Annotated in this window: 19 protein-coding genes; 10 read left to right on the top strand and 9 right to left on the bottom strand. The window is 59.0% G+C overall.

Annotated elements, in window-relative coordinates:
- Positions 1-118: 118 nt before the first annotated feature.
- Positions 119-1,039 carry a LysR family transcriptional regulator gene (locus ABH944_RS34495; RefSeq protein WP_404611992.1) on the top strand — a complete coding sequence of 307 codons (921 nt, stop codon included), beginning with the start codon at positions 119-121 and terminating at the stop codon, positions 1,037-1,039.
- Between the two features lie 80 nt (positions 1,040-1,119).
- Here the strand turns inward: ABH944_RS34495 and ABH944_RS34500 are convergent, their stop codons facing one another.
- The gene (locus ABH944_RS34500) at positions 1,120-2,010 is read right to left on the bottom strand and encodes an alpha/beta fold hydrolase (RefSeq protein WP_404611991.1); all 891 of its coding nucleotides are present in this window, start codon (positions 2,008-2,010) and stop codon (positions 1,120-1,122) included.
- A 1,040-nt stretch (positions 2,011-3,050) separates the two neighbouring features.
- On the opposite strand from ABH944_RS34500, the gene ABH944_RS34505 reads away from it, so the two are divergent.
- A complete protein-coding gene (locus ABH944_RS34505; RefSeq protein ID WP_404611989.1) occupies positions 3,051-4,172 on the top strand; it encodes an acyltransferase family protein in 1,122 nt (373 codons plus the stop codon).
- 27 nt (positions 4,173-4,199) lie between these two features.
- Here ABH944_RS34505 and ABH944_RS34510 read toward each other — a convergent pair whose 3' ends face one another.
- Together ABH944_RS34510 and ABH944_RS34515 are read right to left on the bottom strand one after the other, a co-directional pair.
- Entirely contained in the window at positions 4,200-5,492 is a 1,293-nt protein-coding gene (locus tag ABH944_RS34510; protein WP_404611987.1) for an MFS transporter, read from the bottom strand.
- Between the two features lie 184 nt (positions 5,493-5,676).
- On the bottom strand, positions 5,677-6,681 hold the full coding sequence (locus ABH944_RS34515) for a GntR family transcriptional regulator (RefSeq protein WP_404611985.1): 1,005 nt from the start codon (positions 6,679-6,681) through the stop codon (positions 5,677-5,679).
- A gap of 187 nt (positions 6,682-6,868) precedes the next feature.
- Between ABH944_RS34515 and acnA the strand changes: the two genes are divergently transcribed.
- From acnA to prpF, 3 genes are read left to right on the top strand one after another with little or no spacing between them, the layout of a single operon-like run.
- Positions 6,869-9,472, top strand: a complete 2,604-nt coding sequence (gene acnA / locus ABH944_RS34520; RefSeq protein WP_404612129.1) for an aconitate hydratase AcnA — start codon at positions 6,869-6,871, stop codon at positions 9,470-9,472.
- A 2-nt stretch (positions 9,473-9,474) separates the two neighbouring features.
- Positions 9,475-10,554, top strand: coding sequence for a lactonase family protein (locus ABH944_RS34525; protein ID WP_404611983.1), 1,080 nt, complete (start codon positions 9,475-9,477; stop codon positions 10,552-10,554).
- 3 nt (positions 10,555-10,557) lie between these two features.
- Positions 10,558-11,739, top strand: a complete 1,182-nt coding sequence (prpF, locus tag ABH944_RS34530) for a 2-methylaconitate cis-trans isomerase PrpF (protein WP_404611981.1) — start codon at positions 10,558-10,560, stop codon at positions 11,737-11,739.
- A gap of 67 nt (positions 11,740-11,806) precedes the next feature.
- On the opposite strand, the gene ABH944_RS34535 is transcribed toward prpF, so the two are convergent.
- The 3 genes from ABH944_RS34535 to ABH944_RS34545 form a co-directional block, all read right to left on the bottom strand.
- Positions 11,807-12,691 (bottom strand): LysR family transcriptional regulator, encoded by an 885-nt coding sequence (locus ABH944_RS34535; RefSeq protein ID WP_404611979.1) that lies wholly within the window; start codon positions 12,689-12,691, stop codon positions 11,807-11,809.
- A gap of 246 nt (positions 12,692-12,937) precedes the next feature.
- A complete protein-coding gene (locus tag ABH944_RS34540) occupies positions 12,938-13,666 on the bottom strand; it encodes an SDR family NAD(P)-dependent oxidoreductase (protein WP_404611977.1) in 729 nt (242 codons plus the stop codon).
- Positions 13,667-13,736: 70 nt separating this feature from the next.
- Complete coding sequence (locus tag ABH944_RS34545) at positions 13,737-14,138, bottom strand: nuclear transport factor 2 family protein (protein ID WP_404611975.1); 402 nt, start codon at positions 14,136-14,138, stop codon at positions 13,737-13,739.
- Between the two features lie 351 nt (positions 14,139-14,489).
- Here ABH944_RS34545 and ABH944_RS34550 point away from each other — a divergent pair, with 351 nt between their 5' ends.
- Positions 14,490-15,086 carry a TetR/AcrR family transcriptional regulator gene (locus ABH944_RS34550; RefSeq protein WP_404611973.1) on the top strand — a complete coding sequence of 199 codons (597 nt, stop codon included), beginning with the start codon at positions 14,490-14,492 and terminating at the stop codon, positions 15,084-15,086.
- A gap of 15 nt (positions 15,087-15,101) precedes the next feature.
- On the opposite strand, the gene ABH944_RS34555 is transcribed toward ABH944_RS34550, so the two are convergent.
- Positions 15,102-15,542: a winged helix-turn-helix transcriptional regulator gene (locus ABH944_RS34555; protein ID WP_404611971.1), complete on the bottom strand. Its 441-nt coding sequence runs from the start codon at positions 15,540-15,542 to the stop codon at positions 15,102-15,104.
- 175 nt (positions 15,543-15,717) lie between these two features.
- Here ABH944_RS34555 and ABH944_RS34560 point away from each other — a divergent pair, with 175 nt between their 5' ends.
- From ABH944_RS34560 to ABH944_RS34575, 4 genes are all read left to right on the top strand, one after another.
- Positions 15,718-16,482 carry an SDR family oxidoreductase gene (locus ABH944_RS34560; protein ID WP_404611970.1) on the top strand — a complete coding sequence of 255 codons (765 nt, stop codon included), beginning with the start codon at positions 15,718-15,720 and terminating at the stop codon, positions 16,480-16,482.
- A gap of 146 nt (positions 16,483-16,628) precedes the next feature.
- Entirely contained in the window at positions 16,629-17,000 is a 372-nt protein-coding gene (locus ABH944_RS34565; protein WP_404611968.1) for a VOC family protein, read from the top strand.
- 428 nt (positions 17,001-17,428) lie between these two features.
- The gene (locus tag ABH944_RS34570) at positions 17,429-18,886 is read left to right on the top strand and encodes an NCS1 family nucleobase:cation symporter-1 (RefSeq protein ID WP_404611967.1); all 1,458 of its coding nucleotides are present in this window, start codon (positions 17,429-17,431) and stop codon (positions 18,884-18,886) included.
- 124 nt (positions 18,887-19,010) lie between these two features.
- The gene (locus ABH944_RS34575) at positions 19,011-19,433 is read left to right on the top strand and encodes an ACT domain-containing protein (protein WP_062092661.1); all 423 of its coding nucleotides are present in this window, start codon (positions 19,011-19,013) and stop codon (positions 19,431-19,433) included.
- 138 nt (positions 19,434-19,571) lie between these two features.
- Here the strand turns inward: ABH944_RS34575 and map are convergent, their stop codons facing one another.
- A complete protein-coding gene (map, locus tag ABH944_RS34580) occupies positions 19,572-20,339 on the bottom strand; it encodes a type I methionyl aminopeptidase (protein WP_404611964.1) in 768 nt (255 codons plus the stop codon).
- On the bottom strand, positions 20,336-20,548 hold the full coding sequence (locus tag ABH944_RS34585; protein ID WP_404611963.1) for a ParD-like family protein: 213 nt from the start codon (positions 20,546-20,548) through the stop codon (positions 20,336-20,338). The genes map and ABH944_RS34585 overlap by 4 nt, the downstream gene beginning before the upstream one ends.
- Positions 20,549-20,569: the final 21 nt, after the last annotated feature.

Raw genomic sequence — 20,569 nt, forward strand, 5'->3', positions numbered from 1 at the left:
TCATGAATCGTCGGCAGTCCGTAAGGTTCAGGCCCTGTCACAACAATCCATTCTTGTCTCGCAATTGCAATCCCGCAATCCTATAATCCCTCACTTCTTTATTTACTTTTGGTTGGCAATGCAGGATCGAGCCGATCTTCTCCTGGTACTTGCCGTAAAGGAAACGGGCAGCCTCGTGGGGGCGGCCAAGCGCCTGGGGGTGACTGGCGCGGCCGTTACCAAGCGTCTCGCACAGATCGAAGCACGTCTGGCCGTCCGCTTGTTCAGGCGCACTACGCGCAGCGTCATGCCGACCCCTGAGGGCGAGCTGTACTGCGAATTGGCCAGACGATTGGTCGATGATTTCGAGAGTCTGGAAACGCGCGTCGCGGATCTCGGCACGACCCCGCGGGGGGCCATAAAGCTCGCCTGCAACGTCGGTTTTGGGCGCCAGTGGGTCGCACCCGCGATCGAGCAATTCTCACAACTCTATCCCGACGTCGACGTCGAGCTGCACCTGCTCAACCGGCTGCCGGACCTGCAAGCTGAAGGGTTCGATGGGGCAATCTGGTTATGGCACCCACAGTCGACACAATGGATCATTCAGACTTTGGTCAGGAACAATCGCGCGATGGTTGCGTCGCCCGATTATCTGCAACGCGCCGGGACGCCCCGCACGCCTGAGGAACTTTCATTGCACGCGTGCCTGCTCATGCTCGAGCGCGACATGCCCATGCATATCTGGCGCCTTAGCCGGCTGGGACCGCAAACAGATCCTCGTCCCACGCTCGACATTCGTGTCTCCGGTCCGCTGCGAAGCAACAACGGTGAGGTCCTCAGGGATTGGGCGGTCAATGGAGCGGGCATAGCCCTCCGGCCGTTCTGGGACGTACATGCGTATATCCAGAGCGGGCGCTTGATCCACGTTCTTCCGGAGTACGCCAAACTCGATTCCGATGTGCAATGGATCGCGCCGTATCGCGCCCATCTGCCGGAACGCGTGCGCTTGCTGAAGGAATTCTTTATGGCACGCCTGCGCGACGCTCCTTGGATTCGGTAGCCCATGCGGCCCCTGCAGCACGAGCGAGATGAGGCCGCCCCCGAGAGCGGCAAGGGGCCGGTCGCCTCACGCGTTAAGCATCAATCCGCCCAGGTGTTGATATCGAGCACCGCGCGGGCGAACGCTTCCGGTGCCTCCTGTGGAAGGTTATGACCCGCATTCGGCACAACACGGTTCTCATAACGTCCAGTGAACCGCTGCAGGCCCGCCGGTCTTCCCCGTGGCGTGACGCCATCGGCGTCTCCCTCGAGTGTGATCGTGGGCACGGTGATCGACGGCATGGCCGACAGACGGCGCTCCATATCATCGAACTGAGGATCGCCATCGACCAGTCCGAAACGGTGTCGATACGAATGGATGACAACGTCGACGAAATCCGGATTGTCGAACGCGCTTGCCGAGCGCGCATAAGTGTTGTCGTCGAAGCCCCACGTCGGCGACCACAATGACCATAAGAGGCGGCAGAACGCGCGCCGGTTCCCGGTCAGTCCAGCCCGGCCGCGCTCACTATGAAAATAATATTGATACCAGAGCCGGTGTTCCTTGTCCGGGCTGGCTGGCTGCATGGCGGTGGCCAAATTCTGGATGTTGTAGCCGTTGACCGAAACCAGCCCCCGCGCTCTCGCCGGGTACAGCGCCGCCACGATGCATGCTGCCCGGCCGCCCCAGTCATATCCGCTCAACACGGCCTGTTCAATCTGAAGCGCATCGAGCAGCGATAAAAGGTCTGCCCCGAGCGCTGCCTGCTGGCCCGAACGAAGGGCGGCCGGCGCAAGGAAACGCGTTGGCCCATATCCGCGAAGATAGGGTGTGATAACCCGGGCACCCTCGGATACCAGGAATGGCGCCACGTCATCGTACGCGTGGATGTCGTAGGGAAATCCGTGCAGCAGGACTACCGGCCATCCGTCGGCATTACCCTGCTCGTCATAGGTAATGTCAAGCAGACTGGTGGCAATATTCTTGAGCATGGCGTCATTCTGAGCGTGAAGTGGTCTGGCCGGTCGCGACGGATTGCCGTACGCGTACCGAAGCTGACTGCGAGGCGTGGCGAACTGAAAAATCCCTTCCCGTGCCCCCTCGCCGGCTGATGACCGCCGATGGCGGCATCGGCATCGGCGGTACGGCAAGGAGGATATCCACCTTGTGGTTGGCTAACAAACCAGATAAATAGAGGCTTCGCGATAGCTAAACTATTCTATTGCGAATGAGGCGGATATTGCCTGCTGCGTCGCCACGTCTGGTTGCCTGCCGGGATGTACGCCCTGAAGGCCTGCAACGCGTTACAGGCGGCGTCAACCTCCAGCAAACGCGGGTATTCACAGAGATCGACCTCGAGCCGGCGGCCGTTGAACAGTTAATGCCGGAAATCGCAAAATGGGAAACCAGCTCTCTCCCACTCCATGCAAGTTGCTGGAAACATGCGTATACCTGAAAGGGGTAAATCCAGCCGGATCCACATTTCACCGTTGGGCGGGTATGTTGAATGGTGACGGCATCAGGCCAATCCGATTTAAACCAAGATCGACAACAATCGCCTCTCAGGCAATCCATCTATATTGCACGTTAGCGAATGCTTATCTTCAATGCGGAAAGTTTCATTTATCTTGCGTTTACAAGAAGAGCAACAACTCAGACGAATTGCCCAATGGCATCAGTGTTCAGGAATTCCTCGAACCTGATTTTGTGACAGGGTGTTGACCATCATTGACGCAGTCACCACCTGTTTCCAATCGCAAACTTTGATACATTTTGGGCAGGTTCGAAGCAGGTCGATGTATGGTTAAATAGTCGCGTGTTACGGCCTCAAGGCGCTCCATATGCTCATCGTAGCGCCGCGCCACGCCGGACAATCCCACGGCATCAGCCACTGATTTGAATCTCTCGCATAGCCTGCCCAATGTGGAAGCGAGAGACAGCATCATTCGAAGTTGAGCCAGAACCAAGGTTGCGACAACGACATTTGTCGGACGTTGCAAGACCCTTCTCTTGCCAATCAAGGACCACCTGCATGCGTAGCCAGCCGAATCCGCGCAATCTGGAAGCACTGCTCATTGGACGAAACAACAATTTTGGTTTGATCCGGCACTTTGCAGCACTATTGGTTCTCTATGGCCACGCCTTTATCTTTTGGCCCGGTTCCGGTGGAACGGACGTGATCAGGTCTTTCATAAAAATTGAGTACAGCGGAAGCCTGGCGGTATTCGCCTTTTTCTTTTTAAGCGGAATTCTTGTCAGTCAAAGCTGGGATAAGCAGAAGAACGCGAAGATTTTCATAGCGTTGCGATTTTCGAGAATCTGGCCCGCTTTATTTGTCTGCGTGATTTTCATTGTGTTCGTAGGGGCCCCATTTTTTTCGAATCTTTCATATTCGCGATTCATTTCTGACAAAGAGACACTTGCCTTTCTTGTGAGGAACATCACCCTTTTCACCGGTATGCGTTACAGCCTTCCCGGGGTATTTGAGCACAATGCGGTCGACGCGGTGAATGGTGCCTTGTGGACATTGCCGGTGGAGATTGCGTGCTATTGCATGGTGCTCTGCCTTGGACTGTTGCGATTTTCCAGAACGCGCTTTGGAGCCATGATTGGCGTGGTGTTGATCTTCGTCGCTTGGCTTGCGCTTTTCCGGGTGCATCTTCCCGGTGCGATGCTGAACGGTCTTGTCTACAAACCACGAGACTTTACCGCGTACCCGGTGATCTTATTCCTTTGCGGTTTTGTTGCTTATCACTTGCGCAGCCTTGTGATCATCCGGTGGGATGTCGCCGTGATTCTTTGCGTCGTGTACCTGCTCGTTCGTTCGACGGTGGCAGGACATGCCATTTTTTACGTCGCTTTTATCTACCTGATTCTTGCCATCGCAGCGTCACGATACTTGCGAAAGTTTGAGCCGGCCTGGGACATATCGTATGGAACCTATGTTTACGGTTTCTTCGTTGAACAATGTTTCGCGGCACTGTTTCCCACCCAAAACGTCTATGTCGGTTTGCTGATGTCAGTCGTGGTGACTGTCATCCTCGCGTCCCTCTCGTGGCAATTCATAGAGAAGCCGGCAATCACCTTCGCGCGCGGCAGGCTCGGCAAAAAGAATGCCGCTCCACGCCCCGCGCCAGCACCGCTGACGCAGTGATACGGCGTCGAACGAAGCCCGCCGGCTTCATGCGGCCACTTGCTGCTGAGTCAGGTCCGGGGTGCCCGACAAAGGTCTGCGTGTCATGGTCAGCACCGTGACCGCTCCCGCCACAAGCAAAAGACCAGCGATGCCGAACGCCCAATCGTAACTTCCAGTGGCGGCGATCACGTACCCGGTGGCAATCGGGGCAATCATGCCGAAGATGTTTCCACCAACAACCACGAACGCCATGGCTTTAGCGACATCCCGCGAGTGCGGCAGCATATCGTTAAGCAATGCGAAGTTCAGGGAAGTGGTGGATGCAATCCCTGTCAGGGTGATGGAGAAAATCACCAGGAGAACTCCCAAGTTCGTCGTGAAGGGCACCGCGAGGATCGCGGCCCCCGTGAGCATGGCGAGTGCCACGGCATTGCGGCGCCGGCCTGTACCTACGCCCGTCTTCTTGAGGTACTGATCGCTCAGGCGACCTGCAAAAATGCAGAGCACGACCGCTGCCGCGTAAGGCACGGCAGAGAATAGTCCCGTATTGGCAATGCTCAGATGACGGCTCGCCTGAAGATAGCTTGGCAGCCAGGTAAGGAACAGGTACTGGGTGTACACATTGCAGCCCTGCGTGATCGCAAGCCCCCACAAGGTGCGGCTGCGCATCAACGCCGGAAGACCGCTCGGTCCGGCGACAAGCTTGCTGTCACCCGCCGTTGAGGCATCGCGCTCACGCACAATCTTGTCGCGCTCTTGCGCGCTCAACCAGCGTGCCTTTTCGGGTGAGTTGAAGAACACCAGCCAGGCCGCGAGCCACACAAAGCCGATGCCTCCGGCGATGACGAACGAAACACGCCATCCCCACAGGGCGATAAGCGCGCCGAGGATCACAGAGCAAACCGCAGGTCCTGCGTACGATCCGCTGTTGAATATGGAGGTCACCACGCCGCGTTCGTTGGCGGGTATCCACTGCCGGATGACCTTGGCGCCAATCGGATTGCTGGCCGACTCCCCTGCGCCCATCACCAGCCGGGCCAACATCAGGCTGCCGAAACTGCCGACGGCAGCAGTCAATGCGGTCGCTGCCGACCAGACGAAGATTCCGGCCCCGGCCATGCGTTTCGTGCCGAACCGGTCGATAAGGACGCCCATCGGGATCAGGAAGAGCGCGTAACTCCAGATGAATGACGAGAACAGGTAACCCATGCCCACCGCACCCAGCTTGAACTCGCTCGCAATGGGTTTCGCCGCAATCGACAACGCGATCCGGTCCATGTAGTTGATCATTGAGAGTGAGAACAGGAAAACTGCTATCCAGCCTCTGCGGTATGACATGGTCGTCTCCAGATGTTCTTGTCTAGTACGTGGTCGGAGTGGCATGCCAATCCGGGAAGTCGAAGTGCGACGCCGGCAATCCACCCGCAGTAGTCCGTGCCTTCTTGCTTAAAACGCGTTTCATGATCACAAAACGCAATTTTGGTCACAAAAAACGGCCGAAGCCGTCTTGAAACCGTTACCGCTATTGGCCTCGCGGAAAAATCTCCTGTGCATGCACTTTGCCGCGGCGCGCCCCCTCGATGTGGTCGCGCAGAAGGCTCGCCGCACGCAGCAGGTCCTGCTGGGCGATGGCCTCGAGAATCGCGAGGTGCTCGAGCGCCTGTTCCTGACGTGGCTTGCGGGATTTGGCCTGGCGGTACTCCACGAGCCGGCGCAGCCTGTCCATGCGCCGTACCGACTGGGCGATAAAACGATTGCCGGACCATTTGGCGATGGTCTCGTGAAAGTCGCTATTGGCCTCGAAAAGCTCGACGGAATTCATCGTGAGATAACCACCGTCGACAATAAACTGCTGCCGGCGGCGTAATTCGTTCAGCTCGGTACGGTCGACCCTGAATCTTGGCGACAGGACGCCGGTCGGTTCAATAGCGGCCCGGAACAGGTAGCTTTCCTCATACGCTTCGACCGAGTCGATCATCGGCATGAACTGCCAACCGTGACCGACCTGCCGTTCAAGCCATCCTTCTTCCTGCATCCGCGACAAAACACGCCGCAGCACGCTGCGCGAAACCTCGTACTGGCGCATCAGATCGGCCTCGGAGACAACATCGGGCAGGCGCCGCGCCAGCCGGTCTTCGGCGATCTTCAGATACAACGGCTCGTCGGGCTCATCGAAGAACTGCGCGGCCACCTCCGTCAGCTCACGCGCGGCCTTGGCCATGAAGAAACCGCGGTTTGCATCATGGAAAACCACGCCCAGTGAAACCAGGTGATGCAGGGCCACATTGACGGGCGAACGCGACGTTCCGATCCGCTCTGCCAGGACGGATTCGGCAAGGTGATCACCTTGAGAAAGATCGTCGCGCCTTGCCAGTGCAAGGATTTCCCGGGTCACGCGCGTCTGCAGAGGGGTCAGCGGCACGGCCGGTTGTTCAATTGAAGCCATAGGGGTCGGGAGCAGTCCATGACCGTTCACGACCGCCGGGTGCGGCGGTGCATCTGAAAGATCAACCTGGAATTTTGCCATTGCCCGCTCCAATCCGAAGGGTCCCGCGCGCCAGGCAGCGGCCGGTTGACCGCTGGCTTTGCTGCAGCACCCGGGAAATCCACGAGTGATGCGGTGTTTGCTAATTGCGTTTTATGATAATAGAATGCACTACATCGAAACGCAAGCAGCAGTGCACCCGCAGTGCAGTTTCCTGGAGAAAACCCTGATGTCCCGCTACCCGCTCCCCAGTCAGGCCGTCGATTTATTCCGTGTCGTCGACGCGGCGGTCTCAATCGATGCCGCTCAATTTTCCCGCATGCCTTACTGCGTGCGGGTGTTCGCCGAGAACATCGTGCGCAGGCAACCTGCTGCCGAGGCGGCCCCGTATCTCGCCGCGCTCGCCGCGCGCCGGCATGATGTCGATTTCCCGTACTACCCGGCACGGGTGGTGTTGCAGGACCTGCTGGGCACGCCGGCGCTGGTCGACCTGGCCGGCATGCGCGATGCGGTAGCGGAAGCGGGCGGCGATCCGGGCACCGTCAATCCCGTGGTGCCTACGCATCTGGTGGTGGATCATTCGCTGAACGTGGAAGTGGCGGGAACGGACCGCCAGGCCATGGCGAAGAACATGGAGATCGAGAATCGCAAGAACGCTGAGCGCTTCGAATTCCTCGCATGGTGCAAGCAGGCATTCTCGAATCTCGACGTCCTGATGCCGGGCAACGGCATCCTGCATCAGGTCAATATCGAACATCTGTCGCCCGTGATCCAGGTGCAGGACGGCGTCGCTTTCCCGGATACGCTGGTAGGCACCGACAGCCACACCACCATGATCAATGCATTGGGCGTGCTGGGCTGGGGCGTGGGCGGTATCGAAGCAGAGTCGGTCATGCTGGGCCGTGCGGTGTGGCTGCGCCTGCCGACCGTTGTTGGCGTGGAACTCAAGGGCTTGCGCCAACCCGGCATCACGGCGACCGATCTGGTCCTCGCGATCACCGAATTCCTGCGCAAGCAGAAAGTGGTCGGCACGATCATCGAGTTTTACGGCGAAGGGGCCCGCGCGATGACGTTGAGTGACCGCGCCACTATTTCAAACATGACGCCCGAGTTCGGCGCTACTGCAGCGCTCTTCGCGATCGACGACAAGACGCTCGAGTTCCTGCGTTTAACGGGACGGACTGAAACACAGATCTCTCTGACGGAGTCCTACGCAAAAACGCAAGGCCTGTGGGCCGATGCATTCGGCAACGCCGAGTATGACCGCGTCCTGTCGTTCGACCTGTCTTCGGTGGGCCGCGCCATTGCAGGCCCGGCGAATCCGCATGACCGCGTGCCGCTGTCCAGCCTCATATCGAAGGGTATTGCACGTCCGGCCGAAACGGCTGCCGCCACACCCGACGCGACCGCTCCTGTCAAACTCGACGACGGCGCAATCGTGATAGCCGCCATCACGAGCTGCACCAATACGTCCAACCCCCGCAACATGATTGCCGCCGGGCTAGTCGCACGCCGTGCGGTTGAGCTCGGCCTCGAACGCAAGCCCTGGGTGAAGACCTCTCTCGCCCCTGGATCGAAGCCGGTAGAGCGCTACCTGCGTGAAGCGAAACTGATGGAGCCGCTGGAAGCACTAGGCTTTGGCATCATCGGTTTCGGCTGCACATCATGCAACGGCATGTCCGGTCCGCTGCCGAAGGAAATCGAAGCGGACATTGTCGGCCGCGACGTGCACGCGGTCGCCGTTCTGTCGGGCAACCGGAATTTCAATGGCCGTATCCACCCGCGCGTGAAGGAGGCCTTCCTCGCTTCCCCGCCGCTCGTGGTCGCCTATGCGATTGCCGGGACAATTCACGTGGATATTGAGAACGGTGTGCTGGGTACGGACAAAACCGGCGCGCCGGTCTATCTGAAAGACCTGTGGCCCGAAGACGAAGAGATCGATGCGCTGCTCAAGGCAAGTATGCACGGCGGCCAGTATCTCGAGATCTATACGGAGATGTTCCGCAAGAGCGAGCGCCTGGAAGGCGAAGCCGCGGTACCGGCCCGCTTTCCGTGGCGTGAAGACAGCAACTACATCCGGCGCCCGCCGTACTGGCAAGCCAGTCTCACCAGTGCGGCCACGTTTGCGGACATGCGCGCCATCGGCGTGTTCGGCGACAACGTCACGACCGACGATCTCTCGCCCTCAGGCGCCATCCTCCCCGAGAGCGCAGCGGGCGAATACCTGATCCGGCATGGCGTTCAACCCGCCGAATTCAACTCGTACGGTACGCGTCGCGGTGACCACCTCGTGGCGATCCGTGCGACCTTCGCGAATAATCGTCTTCACAACGAGATGGCCGCGGGCAAGGAAGGTTCCCTGACCCGCCTCGAACCGGAAGGCAGGATCATGCGCCTCTTCGATGCAGCCGAACTCTACGTATCACGCGGTCAGGAGTTGATCGTCATTGCAGGCAAGAACTACGGTTCGGGTTCGTCGCGCGACTGGGCCGCCAAGGGCGTGCGACTAATCGGCGTGCGTACGGTCGTCTGCGAAAACTTCGAGCGTATTCACCGCTCGAATCTGGTCGGCATGGGCGTGTTGCCGCTCGAATTCAGCGAGGGTTGTGACCGCACGACCTTGCAGCTCGACGGCTCGGAAATTTACGCGGTCGAGGGTGTAGGCGGCAAGGTGTCGCCCGGTATGACCCTGAGTCTCCAAGTGACGCGCAAGAACGGCGAGGTCCTTGCCGTGCCGGTCAAGTGCCGTATCGACACTGAGGAAGAAGCGGAGATTTTCAACGCGGGCGGTCTGCTGCCGAGGATTTCAAGCGAAATGCTCGAGGCAGCGTAACCATGACAGCCGTCTTCGCCTATGTCGGATGCCGCACGACACGCGAACGAAACGCGCGCGGACGAGGTATCGGCGTCTATGCAATCGACACGCAGTCGGGTGCATGGGAGCACGTTCAGACATTCGAGCCGTTAGAGAACCCGAGCTTTCTCGCTTTGAATGGCGTACAGGATGTTCTGTACGCGGTGCATGGTGATGGCGCCGAGGTGAGCAGTTACTCCATTGATGCTGCGCACGGGCGGCTGACCGCATTGAACCGCCGTTCGTGCGAGGGCCGAAATCCTGTGCATCTCGCCCTCTCGCGCGATGGCACGTCGCTCGTGGTGGCGGCCTATGCAACAGGCGCCGCAGTGCAGTTTCAGCTCGGTGTTGACGGGGCATTGGGAGACGTATCGTCGTATGTGCGTTTTCCGGGTGAACCGGGACCGCATCGCATTGAACAAGCGTCATCCCATCCGCACCATATCGCACGGTACGTGACGCAACGCTATGACACCGACTGGCACATCGTGCCCGACAAGGGGCTCGACCGTGTCTTCGCGCTCAAGTGGGAGGGCCTTGGCACTCTCCCTGCCCTGACCTCGGGACGCAGCCGTGAAGGAGCGGGGCCGCGTCATGCAGCCTTCCATCCAACGCTGCCGCTGATCTACATCTCGAACGAACTGGATTCGAGCGTGACAGCCTGGGACTTCGATCCAATCACAGGTGCACTCGAGCCTCTGCATACGATGTCGGTTTTGCCGGGCACTCACCATGCGCTGTCGCGTGCGGCCGGCATCGTGATCCGTCCCGACGGCCGCGCCCTCTACGTGACTAACCGTGGGCAAGACAGCATCACCACCGTCGAGCTCGACGGAACCACCGGTATGCCGGTGCAAGCTCACTGGACACATACGCAGGGACAGTGTCCGCGCTTTCTATGTCTCAGCCACGACGGCAAGATGCTCTATGTGGCCAACGAGCACTCTGATTCCATCGTCCAGTACGCACTCGACGCAACGACGGCCATTCCTGCGCCGACCGGCCGCGTTGTCGCAACGGGTAGCCCTGTGTGCATCATCTTCAAGACCTGTCAGGAGTAGAGCATGGCTCAATACAAGATTCCCGCCGTCTATATGCGCGGCGGCACCAGCAAGGGTGTTTTTTTCCGCGCCGACAGCCTGCCCGCCGATCCGGTGCTGCGCGACCAGATCCTGCTGCGCGTGATCGGCAGTCCCGATCCGTACGAAAAGCAGATCGACGGCATGGGCGGCGCAACATCAAGCACGAGCAAGCTGGTGCTCGTGGGGCCGTCGTCGCGGCCCGGCTGCGACGTCGACTACCTCTTTGGTGCGGCCTCGATTGAAAAGCCGGTCATCGACTGGTCCGGCAATTGCGGCAACCTCACCTCGGCGGTGGGTCCTTTTGCGATTGCGCAAGGCTTCGTCAAGGCGCCGCAGGACGGCATTGCAACGGTACGCATCTGGCAAGCGAATATCAACGCAAAGATCATCGCTCACGTGCCCGTCAAGAACGGCGAAGTGGTAGAAGAAGGCGACTTCGAGCTGGACGGCGTCACCTTCCCCGCAGCGGAAATCAGGATCGAGTTTCTTGATCCGGGCGGCTCGGAAGATGGCGAAGAAAGCGCCGGCGGCATGTTTCCGACCGGCAATCCGGTGGACGCGCTGGACGTGCCCGGTTACGGCAGTTTCCATGTCACAATGATCAACGCAGGCAATCCGGCCATCTTTATCAACGCCGAAGATCTCGGCCTTCTCGGCAATGAAATGCAGTCGGACGTCAATGACAATGCCGGGTTGCTCAAGAAATGCGAAGCCATTCGTGCCCACGCAGCGGTTCGCATGGGACTGGCGGCAACGGCGGAGGAAGTCACTACGCTAAGGCCGCATACACCGAAGCTGGCGTTCGTGTCGCTGCCCACCGGATACGTGGCCTCGAGCGGAAAGACCGTGGATCCCAAGAGCGTCGATATCAACGCCCGGATCCTCTCCATGGGCAAGCTTCACCACGCGATGACCGGAACCGGCGCGGTCGCAATTGCGGTCGCCGCCGCCATTCCGGACACCATCGTGAACCGGCTCGTGGCGGGCAAGGCGGCTGATCAGATCCGTTTCGGACACCCGTCGGGCGTGATGGCGGTGGGTGCCGAAGCCGAGCAGCGAGACGGCGCCTGGGTCGTCACCAAGGCGATCATGAGCCGCAGCGCGCGCCGCCTGATGGAGGGCCAGGTGTTTGTCCCGTCGTCGCTCGATCCTCAACGCACATAGTCGCCGTTTCCGTTCAAGCGGTCGGCCCGGTTGGCGGCGCACGGCCATTTGCGTGCCAACAACGGCGTCACGATGGGCGGGTGATCAGGTCGTCCACTCGTGACAGGAACAGCTTCAGGACGGGCGACGTATTCGCCCTGCTGTAGCCGATAGTCAGATCGATCTCCGGCACATCACCCGCCGGGGGCCGGCTAACCACGGACCACGGCATCAATTTCTCGAGGTACGAGGGAACGAGCGTCAGGCTGCGGGTGGATGCCACCAGCGACATGACCATCGCGGGTTTATCGACGTTTTGCGTCGGCACGATTTCAATGCCGGAATGCTCCAGGTAGCAGTCGATCACCGCGCGCAGCACCTTCGCCTTGGCCGCCATGGCGATAAAGGGGTAACAGCCAAGGTCATGGGGAGAGACTGCGTCGCGTGAGGCCAGTAGGTGGTCGCTAGGCATCACCACCAGCGGTTCCTGACTCACGACTTGATAAGCAAGATCGAGGTCTGGCTCCGCGCGCATAAATGCCAGATCCAGTTTCCCGCGCGCAACGCCTTCGGCAAGGTCTGGCGAGTATCCACTGGACACCGTGACATCCACGTTGGGCAATTCATCTCGAAGGATCTGCATGGCCCTGGGTAACCACGTCATCTCCTGCCCGGTGAGAAAGCCGAGCGCGAATCGCTGCTTGGACGGCTGTGCCGCCTGCCTCGCTGCTTCAACGGCTGCGTCCACCTGATTCAGCGCCAGCCGCGCGTGATCGATGAAAACCATTCCAGCGGAAGTCAGTTCCACGCCGCGTGCACTGCGCCTTAGCAATTCAACCCCGACCTGTTCTTCGAGATCTCGAATTTGCCGGCTCAGCGATGGCTGCGAAGTGTGCAAACGGCGTTCGGCTGCGACGGTCAGGCTTCCTGTCTCGGCGACGGCGATGAAGTATCGAAGGTGCCGCAATTCCATGATTTCCCCACACTGCCGCTTTTGCCTGATCACGCCTTCCAAGCATGTCCCCCGCTTGATCAGGTCTTTTTCTATTCTGCCATCACCCCCTGAATTCCGCTTCGATGCATCCTGTTGAAAGCTTTCTACCTTGAACGCAGTCGCTAGCGCCGCCATTCGCTTCGTAGATTTATTGGATCACACACATGGATGGCGGCAACGAGCCTGTAATCGGAAGGAAGGGATTTGGCTGGATGAAACGAGAAGCTAGATCTGCGCCCGCCCTCCATCGACGAACAATTCGATACCCGTGACAAAACTCGAATCATCGGAAGCAAGGAACAGAGCTGCTTTCGCGATTTCCTCGGACGTGCCCATGCGGCCCATCGGGATAGTGGACACAATCCGGGCCATCGCATCCGCAGGCTGCTGATCCACCGCGGGTGTTTCGGTCGGCCCCGGGCTAAGCACATTGGAACGAATGCGCCGATCCTTCAGTTCAACCGTCCAGGCCCTGACAAAATTACGTATGGCAGCCTTGGTTGCCCCGTAGACCCAGAAACCCGGCGTGCCCTTCACGCTGGCAACCGAGCCGGTGAGGATAATGGAGCCACCGTCATTCAAGAAAGGCAACGCCTTTTGCACCGTGAACAACGCGCCCTTCACGTTCGTGTTGAATAGCCCGTCGAAGTGCTCCTCCGTCATTTTGTCTAACGAAGCGAACGCGCCGAAGCCGGCGTTGGCAAAAACAATGTCGACTCGACCTTTCTTTGCGACGGTCTCGTAGAGCCGGTCCAGGTCGTCAAGATTGGCGACATCGCCTTGAATACCCGTGACGTTGCGGCCAATTGTCTTTACCGCCTCATCCAGTTCCTTTTGGCGGCGGCCCGTAATAAAGACATAAGCCCCCTCGTTCACGAAGAGTTGCGCGCTCGCCAGGCCAATACCCGTGGAGCCGCCCGTAATGACAGCAACCTTGCCTTGCAATTTGCCCATGACTATTCCTCCGATTGAAACTCAAACATGCTTGTCACGCAGTCGGGCGGCGTGGCATGGTTTGTCCGCGTCAAGCCGGGAAGCGATCTCCGAACATGGGCAATCCGCTCCTGGATTCCGCCTGCGTGGCCTCGTCCTGAATCACATCCCAGTGTTCGGCCAGACGACCGTTTGCAATCCTGACGATATCGACGACAACCCATGCAGCCGGGCGGCCGATACCTGAAAACCGTCCGTGGAGGAGAACGTAGTCGTCTTCCGCGACGATCACCGCGTGCTCGTATCGCAGCGTGTCGGGAATGCTGGCAACCAGTCGGAACAGGCCGTCACGGCCTGGTTCGATGTGCGCACTATGCTGGATGTAGTTATCCGACCAGAAACGAGCGGCCGCCTCGTAATCCCGCTTGTTGAAGAGGGTATCGAACGCCTCGAGCACAAGCGCCTTGTTTTGTTCGGGGGTGGTCTGTGACATGAAATGTACCTCAGAGGCAATTCAGGCAACGGCGCGCTTGAACGCAAAGCCGCCGCCTTGCTTCGGAACCGGCGCGCAATCCGGCACAGCCCTCCCTTGCTCAAGGACTGCGCGAGTACCCGCCGCCAAACGAACTTCTGAACCGCGAAGTTCGCAATTCGCCTAACCATTCAGGAACCGCCGCGCGAATAACGTGAGGTCAACGCTCGGCCGCTTTGAACTGCCGGCGCCTTACGATTGTGATCACCATCGTTCGACCATGATGATAGCGCTTCTTGCCAAAGTCAATGGTGATCACCATCGATTTGTGTAAAATGGGGGAGAATGACCCACAGTCAAGGAGAAGCGTTCATGGGTGTCTCAAGACAGCAAGCCATTCAAAATCGGCAGTTGATCATCGCCGCAGCGGAAAAGCTCTTCCGTGAGCGTGGCGTGGATGCGGTGGGATTGACGGAGCTGACGAAAGCCGCGGGCTTCACTCAAGGCGGCTTCTATAACCACTTCGAGTCGAAGGATGCGCTGGTGGCGGCCGTGATGGAAAACGCCATGGAGAACGGCGCCAGTCGACTGATCGAAGCCATCGAACACTCGAAAACGATGGGACTGGACCCTATCAAACGTCAGATCGATTGGTACCTGTCCCCCGATCATCGGAGCAACATTGAATCCGGCTGCCCAGTATCCACATTTGTTGGTGACGTCCGGCGCTTGAGCGCAGAGGCCCGCAAGTCCTACGCCGAGGGGCTTGCATTTAATATCGATTGCCTCGCTGCTGCGCTTGCGGGCACAAATAAAAAAGAACGCAGAAAGAAGGCTATTTCGGTCTTGAGTCAACTCGTGGGAACGTTGACGCTGTCGCGTGCAGTGGTCGAAGCTGATCCGGATCTGGCTGACGAAATATTGAAAGACGGGCGCCGACAGTTGTTGCTTGCCTTGGCCGGCGATTGATCGGGATGCGCGTGCCTAATCGACCCCCTGGGCTTTCTTATCGAACGTAGAGCGGGCCTTCTCCACATGCTGCAGGTTCTCCGCAGCCCAGACCCAAACGCCGCAAAATGCTGCACCAAGGCTCAAACCGAGCGGAGTCAATTCGTACTCGACCTTCGGTGGCACGACCGGATGGATCGTACGAGTGACAAGACCGTCGCGTTCCATGTGCCGCAGCGTTTGAGTAAGCATCTTTTGACTGACGCCTTCAACCAGTTCGCTCAGCCGGGTAAAACGCAGCACCCCTTTCTCGGCCAAAACCTCCAGTATCAGCATTGTCCACTTGTCCGCTACACGGTCGATCAAGTCGGTCACGAGAGCCTGAATTCGAGGATCGAGGTCCTCGGGCGGAGTCGCAGCGGCATAGGCTTTCGCCAGCGAAATCTGCGCAGCGGTAAAACGTTGATTGACGCTCATCGTTACACTCTCCTTCAGGTAAGTATGGCACTTTTCGGTACCTTCTTTCGGTTAGAGAGTGGAAATTCTATACTCGTCGGCACTGTGTGACGGGTCGATGGAAGGCAGCTATAGCGCGGCCAACCAAAGCGAACCCGATCCATGGCAACGATCCACGAGAGCCAAGGAGCCGCTGATGAAGCTGGACCAAAAGACTGTCCTGATTACAGGAGGAACGAGCGGGATCGGCCTGGAGTTGGCTACGCAACTTCTCAAGCGAGGGAACACCGTCATTGTCACTGGCCGGGATCCGGTGAAGCTCGATGCTGTCAGGCAAGCGCTGCCCGCTATCCACGTCTTCGAGAGCGACGTCAGCAATCCGGCAGCCATCGCTTCGCTGTACGACCATGTGCTCGCGCAGTTTCCCAGGCTCGACATGCTGATCAACAACGCCGGGATCATGCGTAACCTGAATCTGAATCACGACCGTGACCTGAGTGACGTGACCCGCGAAATAGAGATCAATTTGAGTGGACCCGTGCGTATGGTTCAACAGTTCCTGCCGCACCTCAAAACGCGCAAGGACGCTCTCATTGTCAACGTGTCGTCCGGCCTGGCCTTTATTCCTTTTCCCATTTCGCCAGTCTATTGTGCAACCAAGGCGGCCATTCACTCATTCACGCAATCCCTGCGCGTGCAGCTTGCTGGAACCGGAGTCACCGTAGTTGAACTCGCCCCTCCTGCGGTCGAGACGCCCTTGCTTAGAGGCGAGTTCACGCAGGAAATGCAGGGGCAAAAGGGCATGGACGTCAGGGAGCTGGCCAGGCATGCCATCACCGGGATTGAAGCAAATAAGCTGGAAATCCGGCCAGGCCTTAGCAATGTGCTGAAGCTGATGAGCCGGGTCGCTCCGCAATTCATGCTCAATCAGTTGGTGAAGATGATGAAGCCCGGGACGTGACGCTGTCACTCTCCTCCAATGCGCCCTTGTGCGGCATGCCGTCGTACCGCAAGAGAAGGAATGGAGGTGATATGGCACGCTGGAAACACCAGCCTTCCCAGGATTATCGTGCCAAAATTCGACTTGGAAAATCTTCGGAGTGAGAGATGCTAGACCACATCACCATCGGGGTCAGTAACGTGGAACGGTCAAGACGCTTCTACGATCTCGCCCTTCTTCCTCTTGGCATCGAACGCCTCTACGCCGAGGGCGAAACGGTCGCAGGCTACGGCGTCAAACCAAAAGCGTTTTTTTGGATAGGTCATCGAGACATGCCGCAGACTGGCGTTCATGTCGCCTTCACAGCTCCAGACAGAGCTACCGTGGACCAATTCCATCAAGCAGCGCTTGCGGCTGGTGGCGCGGATAACGGACCACCCGGTGTCCGATCCCACTATCATCCCAACTACTATGGTGCTTTCATTCTCGATCCCGATGGACATAACATCGAGGCGGTCTGCCATTCGGCAGTCGATTAGCGCGAACATCAAGCGAAGAGCGATTCCCCGCCAGTGCTTCGCACCTCGAACGTTGGTGCTAGCCGGTGCGCCTCGACCGACTTGATGCGCGGTTATATCTGAGGATGCGATGAATTATTTGCCTCGGAAGATCCGCGCTATCCTGCTTTCCCAAAGACTCGAGTAAACATCTGGACGGGTCCGTCTTCGGCCTGTGTCCCACAAGCTTGTTGATCGAGCGTCTGTTCTGGAGCGCGGCGTCTGTCTCTTGCGGGCCGGCTTGCACCCGTTTGTGCTCTCGCGCATCTCCATTAGGGTTAACCCATTCGAAACTAAGCGGCAAAGTACCTACAGTTCTTGCATACCAGCTTGCTTCAGACGCGGGGCATTTCTGCATAGGGGCGTCCGGCGGTGTTTCCGCAGTTCCACGAACTGAAAGGAGATGACAGATGGAGATCCGCAACCCTTCCCCCGGCCTCTACAACGAAGATCTCGCGCCCGCCCGGGAGCGCAACTGGGGCGCTTTCAGCATCTTCAACGTCTGGACCTCGGACGTGCACAGCCTCTGGGGCTACTACCTCGCCGCCAGCCTGTTCCTGCTTTGCGGCAGCTTTATCAACTTCGTGCTGGCGATCGGGATCGGCTCGCTGGTGATCTTCGCGCTGATGAACCTGATTGGCTACGCCGGCGAGAAAACCGGTGTGCCGTACCCCGTGCTGGCGCGCGCCTCCTTCGGCGTGTGGGGGGCGAACCTGGCGGCGCTGGTACGCGCCGTGGTGGCCTGCTTCTGGTACGGCGCGCAGACGGCAGCCGCCGCGGGCGCAATGGTCGCGCTGCTGGTCCGCAACGACAGCCTGATGACGTTCTACAAGGGCACGCACTTCCTGGGCCACTCGGGGCTGGAGGTGATCTGCTACGTGATCATCTGGGCGCTGCAGTTGCTCATCATCCAGAAGGGCATGGAGACGGTGCGTAAATTCCAGGACTGGGCCGGACCCGCGGTATGGGTCGCCATGCTGATCCTGGCGATCGGCCTGTGCGTCAAGGCAGGCGGCTTTTCTTTCACCAGCGGCATTCCAATGACCGTGCTGCTCGACAAGACCAGGGACGCCGGCGTCAACGGCGAGCCCGGCTCGTTCTGGGCGCTGATGGCAGTGGGCGCGACCTGGATCACCTACTTCGCGGCGCTATACCTGAATTTTTGCGACTTCTCGCGCTACGCGAAAAACCGCAGCGCAGTGAAGAAAGGAAACCTGTGGGGCCTGCCGGTCAACCTGATCGCGTTCTCGCTGGTCGCCGGTGTCACCACCATCGCCGCCTTCAAGGTGTACGGCGAAGTGCTGCTCCACCCCGAACAGATCTCGGCCAAGTTCGACAGCTGGGTGCTGGCGCTTATCGCGGCGTTGACTTTCGCCGTAGCCACGCTGGGCATCAACGTGGTGGCCAATTTCGTCTCGGCGGCGTTCGACATCTCCAACACGTTTCCCAAACTGATCAGCTTCAAGAAAGGCGGCTATATCGCCGCGGCGATCGCGCTGGTGCTCTACCCGTTCGCTCCGTGGGAAGGCAACGCCGCGCACTTCGTCAACGCCATAGGCGCCACGATGGGCCCGCTGCTGGGGATCATCCTGGTGGACTACTACCTGGTGGCCAAGGGCAACATCAACGTCGCGGCCCTATACGAGGAGCACGGCGAGTACCGCTACGAAGGCGGCTGGAACATCAACGCGTTGGTCTCCGCGGCGGTCGGCAGCGTGTTTTCGACCTTCCTGCCCAACTTCACTAACCTGCTGCCGGCCTGGTGGAATACCTATGGCTGGTTCTTCGGAGTGGTGATCGGCGGCGGCATGTACCTGATCATGGCAACGGTGCGGCCGCGCACCTCGATCGCAGCGACCCGCGCTTGATGGTTTTGCCGGGAAGTTCGGGGCGGTTGCCCTCGTCCAGATGTTGCTTACGCGGCCGGCCTTGCCCGCGTGCAGTTGGTGAAGTAGATTTTAGTAGGAGAGGCTTCAGGCGGGAGGGACTGTCATGGAACTGAGCGTAGAACACGTCGATGTTTGGGCAGCGACTATCGAGGACAAAGCGGGCGGCCTGGCGCAAGTATTAAGCGCCTTGCGCGATGCTGCCGCAGACTTGCAGTTTGTCGTCGCGCGTCGCACGCCGGAGGCGCCGGGCAAGGGCGTGGTGTTTGTCGCGCCGCTGCAGGGGGAGAGGGAAATCCGTGCCGCGACACAGGTGGGATTCAGCGTCACCCCGAGTCTTCACTCCGTCCGCGTAATGGGTCTGGACCAGTCGGGGATCATCGCGCAGTTGAGCCAGATGCTGGCAGACGGCGGGATCAACCTACGCGGGGTATCCGCCGCTGTACTCGGCACACAGTTCATTGCCTATCTCGCGGTCGACTCGCTGGCCGACGCCGAAAAGGCCGTGGATATTCTGCAGCGGGCCTGAAGGGTTCGTACGGTACCGCGAACTGGCTTGGGTTTTTCCTGTCGAGCCAATGGGGTCGCCGTGTCTCACAGGACTGACGTGGACGCCGTTCAATCCGGCACCGTCGCAATAGTCGGCGGGTCACCTCCGGACGGCCCGTCAGTTCAGCATCTTTTCCTCGGGGCGCAACGTCAGGACCCGCACGCCGTTTCGGGTCACGGCTACGGTGTGCTCAAATTGCGCGGACAGTTGCCCATCGCCCGTGACGACCGTCCAGCCATCTTCTTCGGTCCGGACGGCATGCCGCCCCTGGTTAATCATCGGTTCGATGGTGAACACCATTCCTTCCCGCAGCACCAGACCCGTTTTCGGCTTTCCCCAATGCAGCACCTGGGGATCCTCGTGCATTTCACGCCCAATGCCATGTCCGCAATATTCCCTTACGACCGAATAGTCGTTGCTCCGGGCGTGCCGTTCGATGGCATGCCCCACATCGCCAAGTCTGGCGCCGGGACGAACGGCCTTGATTCCTTTCCACATAGCTTCGTAGGTCACTTGCACAAGCCGTTTAGCCGGCGGTGACACCTCACCAATGAGATAGGTTTTGCTGGAGTCGGCGATATAGCCATTTTTCTCCAACGTGATATCGAAATTAACGATATCCCCGCTTTGCAATATATCGACCGTGGATGGAACACCGTGGCAAACCACATTGTTGCGGGAGGCGTTAAGCGCGTAGGCATACCCGTACTGCCCTTTGCTTGCCGGACGTGCGTCGAGTTCATTCACGATGAGGCTGTCGACCAGATCGTTGATCTGCATGGTCGACATGCCGGTCATGTCCAGCCGGTCCAGATAGCCAAACACATCCGCCAGCAACTTGCCTGACTCCGCGAGCAATGCGATTTCTTCTGGTCGCTTGGTCATAGGGAAGCCACCTTGACGGCTTGCTCCACAACGCCCGCGGCTCGCAGTTCCCGAGCCATGATCTCATTGAAACTCTGCGTCGGATTCATTTCGCACAGCATGCCAATCTTGATCCAGAAGGCCGCTTGCGCGTTGATCGACCGACACGACACTGCGCTCGCCTTGCGTATTTGATCGTGCAGATCGTCGTCGATATTCACAATGCCCATGCCATCCTCCATATATGAAAC

The sequence above is a fragment of the Caballeronia udeis genome (assembly GCF_044909315.1).
In the GTDB taxonomy this organism is placed as follows: domain Bacteria; phylum Pseudomonadota; class Gammaproteobacteria; order Burkholderiales; family Burkholderiaceae; genus Caballeronia; species Caballeronia udeis_A.

Excerpts from the sequence above, each read along its gene's own strand:
- ABH944_RS34510 (WP_404611987.1), bottom strand. The coding sequence starts at position 5,492 with ATGTCATACCGCAGAGGCTGGATAGCAGTTTTCCTGTTCTCACTCTCA.
- ABH944_RS34535 (WP_404611979.1), bottom strand. The coding sequence starts at position 12,691 with ATGGAATTGCGGCACCTTCGATACTTCATCGCCGTCGCCGAGACAGGA.
- ABH944_RS34585 (WP_404611963.1), bottom strand. The coding sequence starts at position 20,548 with ATGGGCATTGTGAATATCGACGACGATCTGCACGATCAAATACGCAAG.
- prpF (WP_404611981.1), top strand. The coding sequence starts at position 10,558 with ATGGCTCAATACAAGATTCCCGCCGTCTATATGCGCGGCGGCACCAGC.
- ABH944_RS34570 (WP_404611967.1), top strand. The coding sequence starts at position 17,429 with ATGGAGATCCGCAACCCTTCCCCCGGCCTCTACAACGAAGATCTCGCG.
- ABH944_RS34575 (WP_062092661.1), top strand. The coding sequence starts at position 19,011 with ATGGAACTGAGCGTAGAACACGTCGATGTTTGGGCAGCGACTATCGAG.
- ABH944_RS34500 (WP_404611991.1), bottom strand. The coding sequence starts at position 2,010 with ATGCTCAAGAATATTGCCACCAGTCTGCTTGACATTACCTATGACGAG.
- ABH944_RS34560 (WP_404611970.1), top strand. The coding sequence starts at position 15,718 with ATGAAGCTGGACCAAAAGACTGTCCTGATTACAGGAGGAACGAGCGGG.
- ABH944_RS34540 (WP_404611977.1), bottom strand. The coding sequence starts at position 13,666 with ATGGGCAAATTGCAAGGCAAGGTTGCTGTCATTACGGGCGGCTCCACG.
- map (WP_404611964.1), bottom strand. The coding sequence starts at position 20,339 with ATGACCAAGCGACCAGAAGAAATCGCATTGCTCGCGGAGTCAGGCAAG.
- ABH944_RS34525 (WP_404611983.1), top strand. The coding sequence starts at position 9,475 with ATGACAGCCGTCTTCGCCTATGTCGGATGCCGCACGACACGCGAACGA.
- ABH944_RS34555 (WP_404611971.1), bottom strand. The coding sequence starts at position 15,542 with ATGAGCGTCAATCAACGTTTTACCGCTGCGCAGATTTCGCTGGCGAAA.
- ABH944_RS34550 (WP_404611973.1), top strand. The coding sequence starts at position 14,490 with ATGGGTGTCTCAAGACAGCAAGCCATTCAAAATCGGCAGTTGATCATC.
- acnA (WP_404612129.1), top strand. The coding sequence starts at position 6,869 with ATGTCCCGCTACCCGCTCCCCAGTCAGGCCGTCGATTTATTCCGTGTC.
- ABH944_RS34565 (WP_404611968.1), top strand. The coding sequence starts at position 16,629 with ATGCTAGACCACATCACCATCGGGGTCAGTAACGTGGAACGGTCAAGA.
- ABH944_RS34505 (WP_404611989.1), top strand. The coding sequence starts at position 3,051 with ATGCGTAGCCAGCCGAATCCGCGCAATCTGGAAGCACTGCTCATTGGA.
- ABH944_RS34495 (WP_404611992.1), top strand. The coding sequence starts at position 119 with ATGCAGGATCGAGCCGATCTTCTCCTGGTACTTGCCGTAAAGGAAACG.
- ABH944_RS34515 (WP_404611985.1), bottom strand. The coding sequence starts at position 6,681 with ATGGCAAAATTCCAGGTTGATCTTTCAGATGCACCGCCGCACCCGGCG.
- ABH944_RS34545 (WP_404611975.1), bottom strand. The coding sequence starts at position 14,138 with ATGTCACAGACCACCCCCGAACAAAACAAGGCGCTTGTGCTCGAGGCG.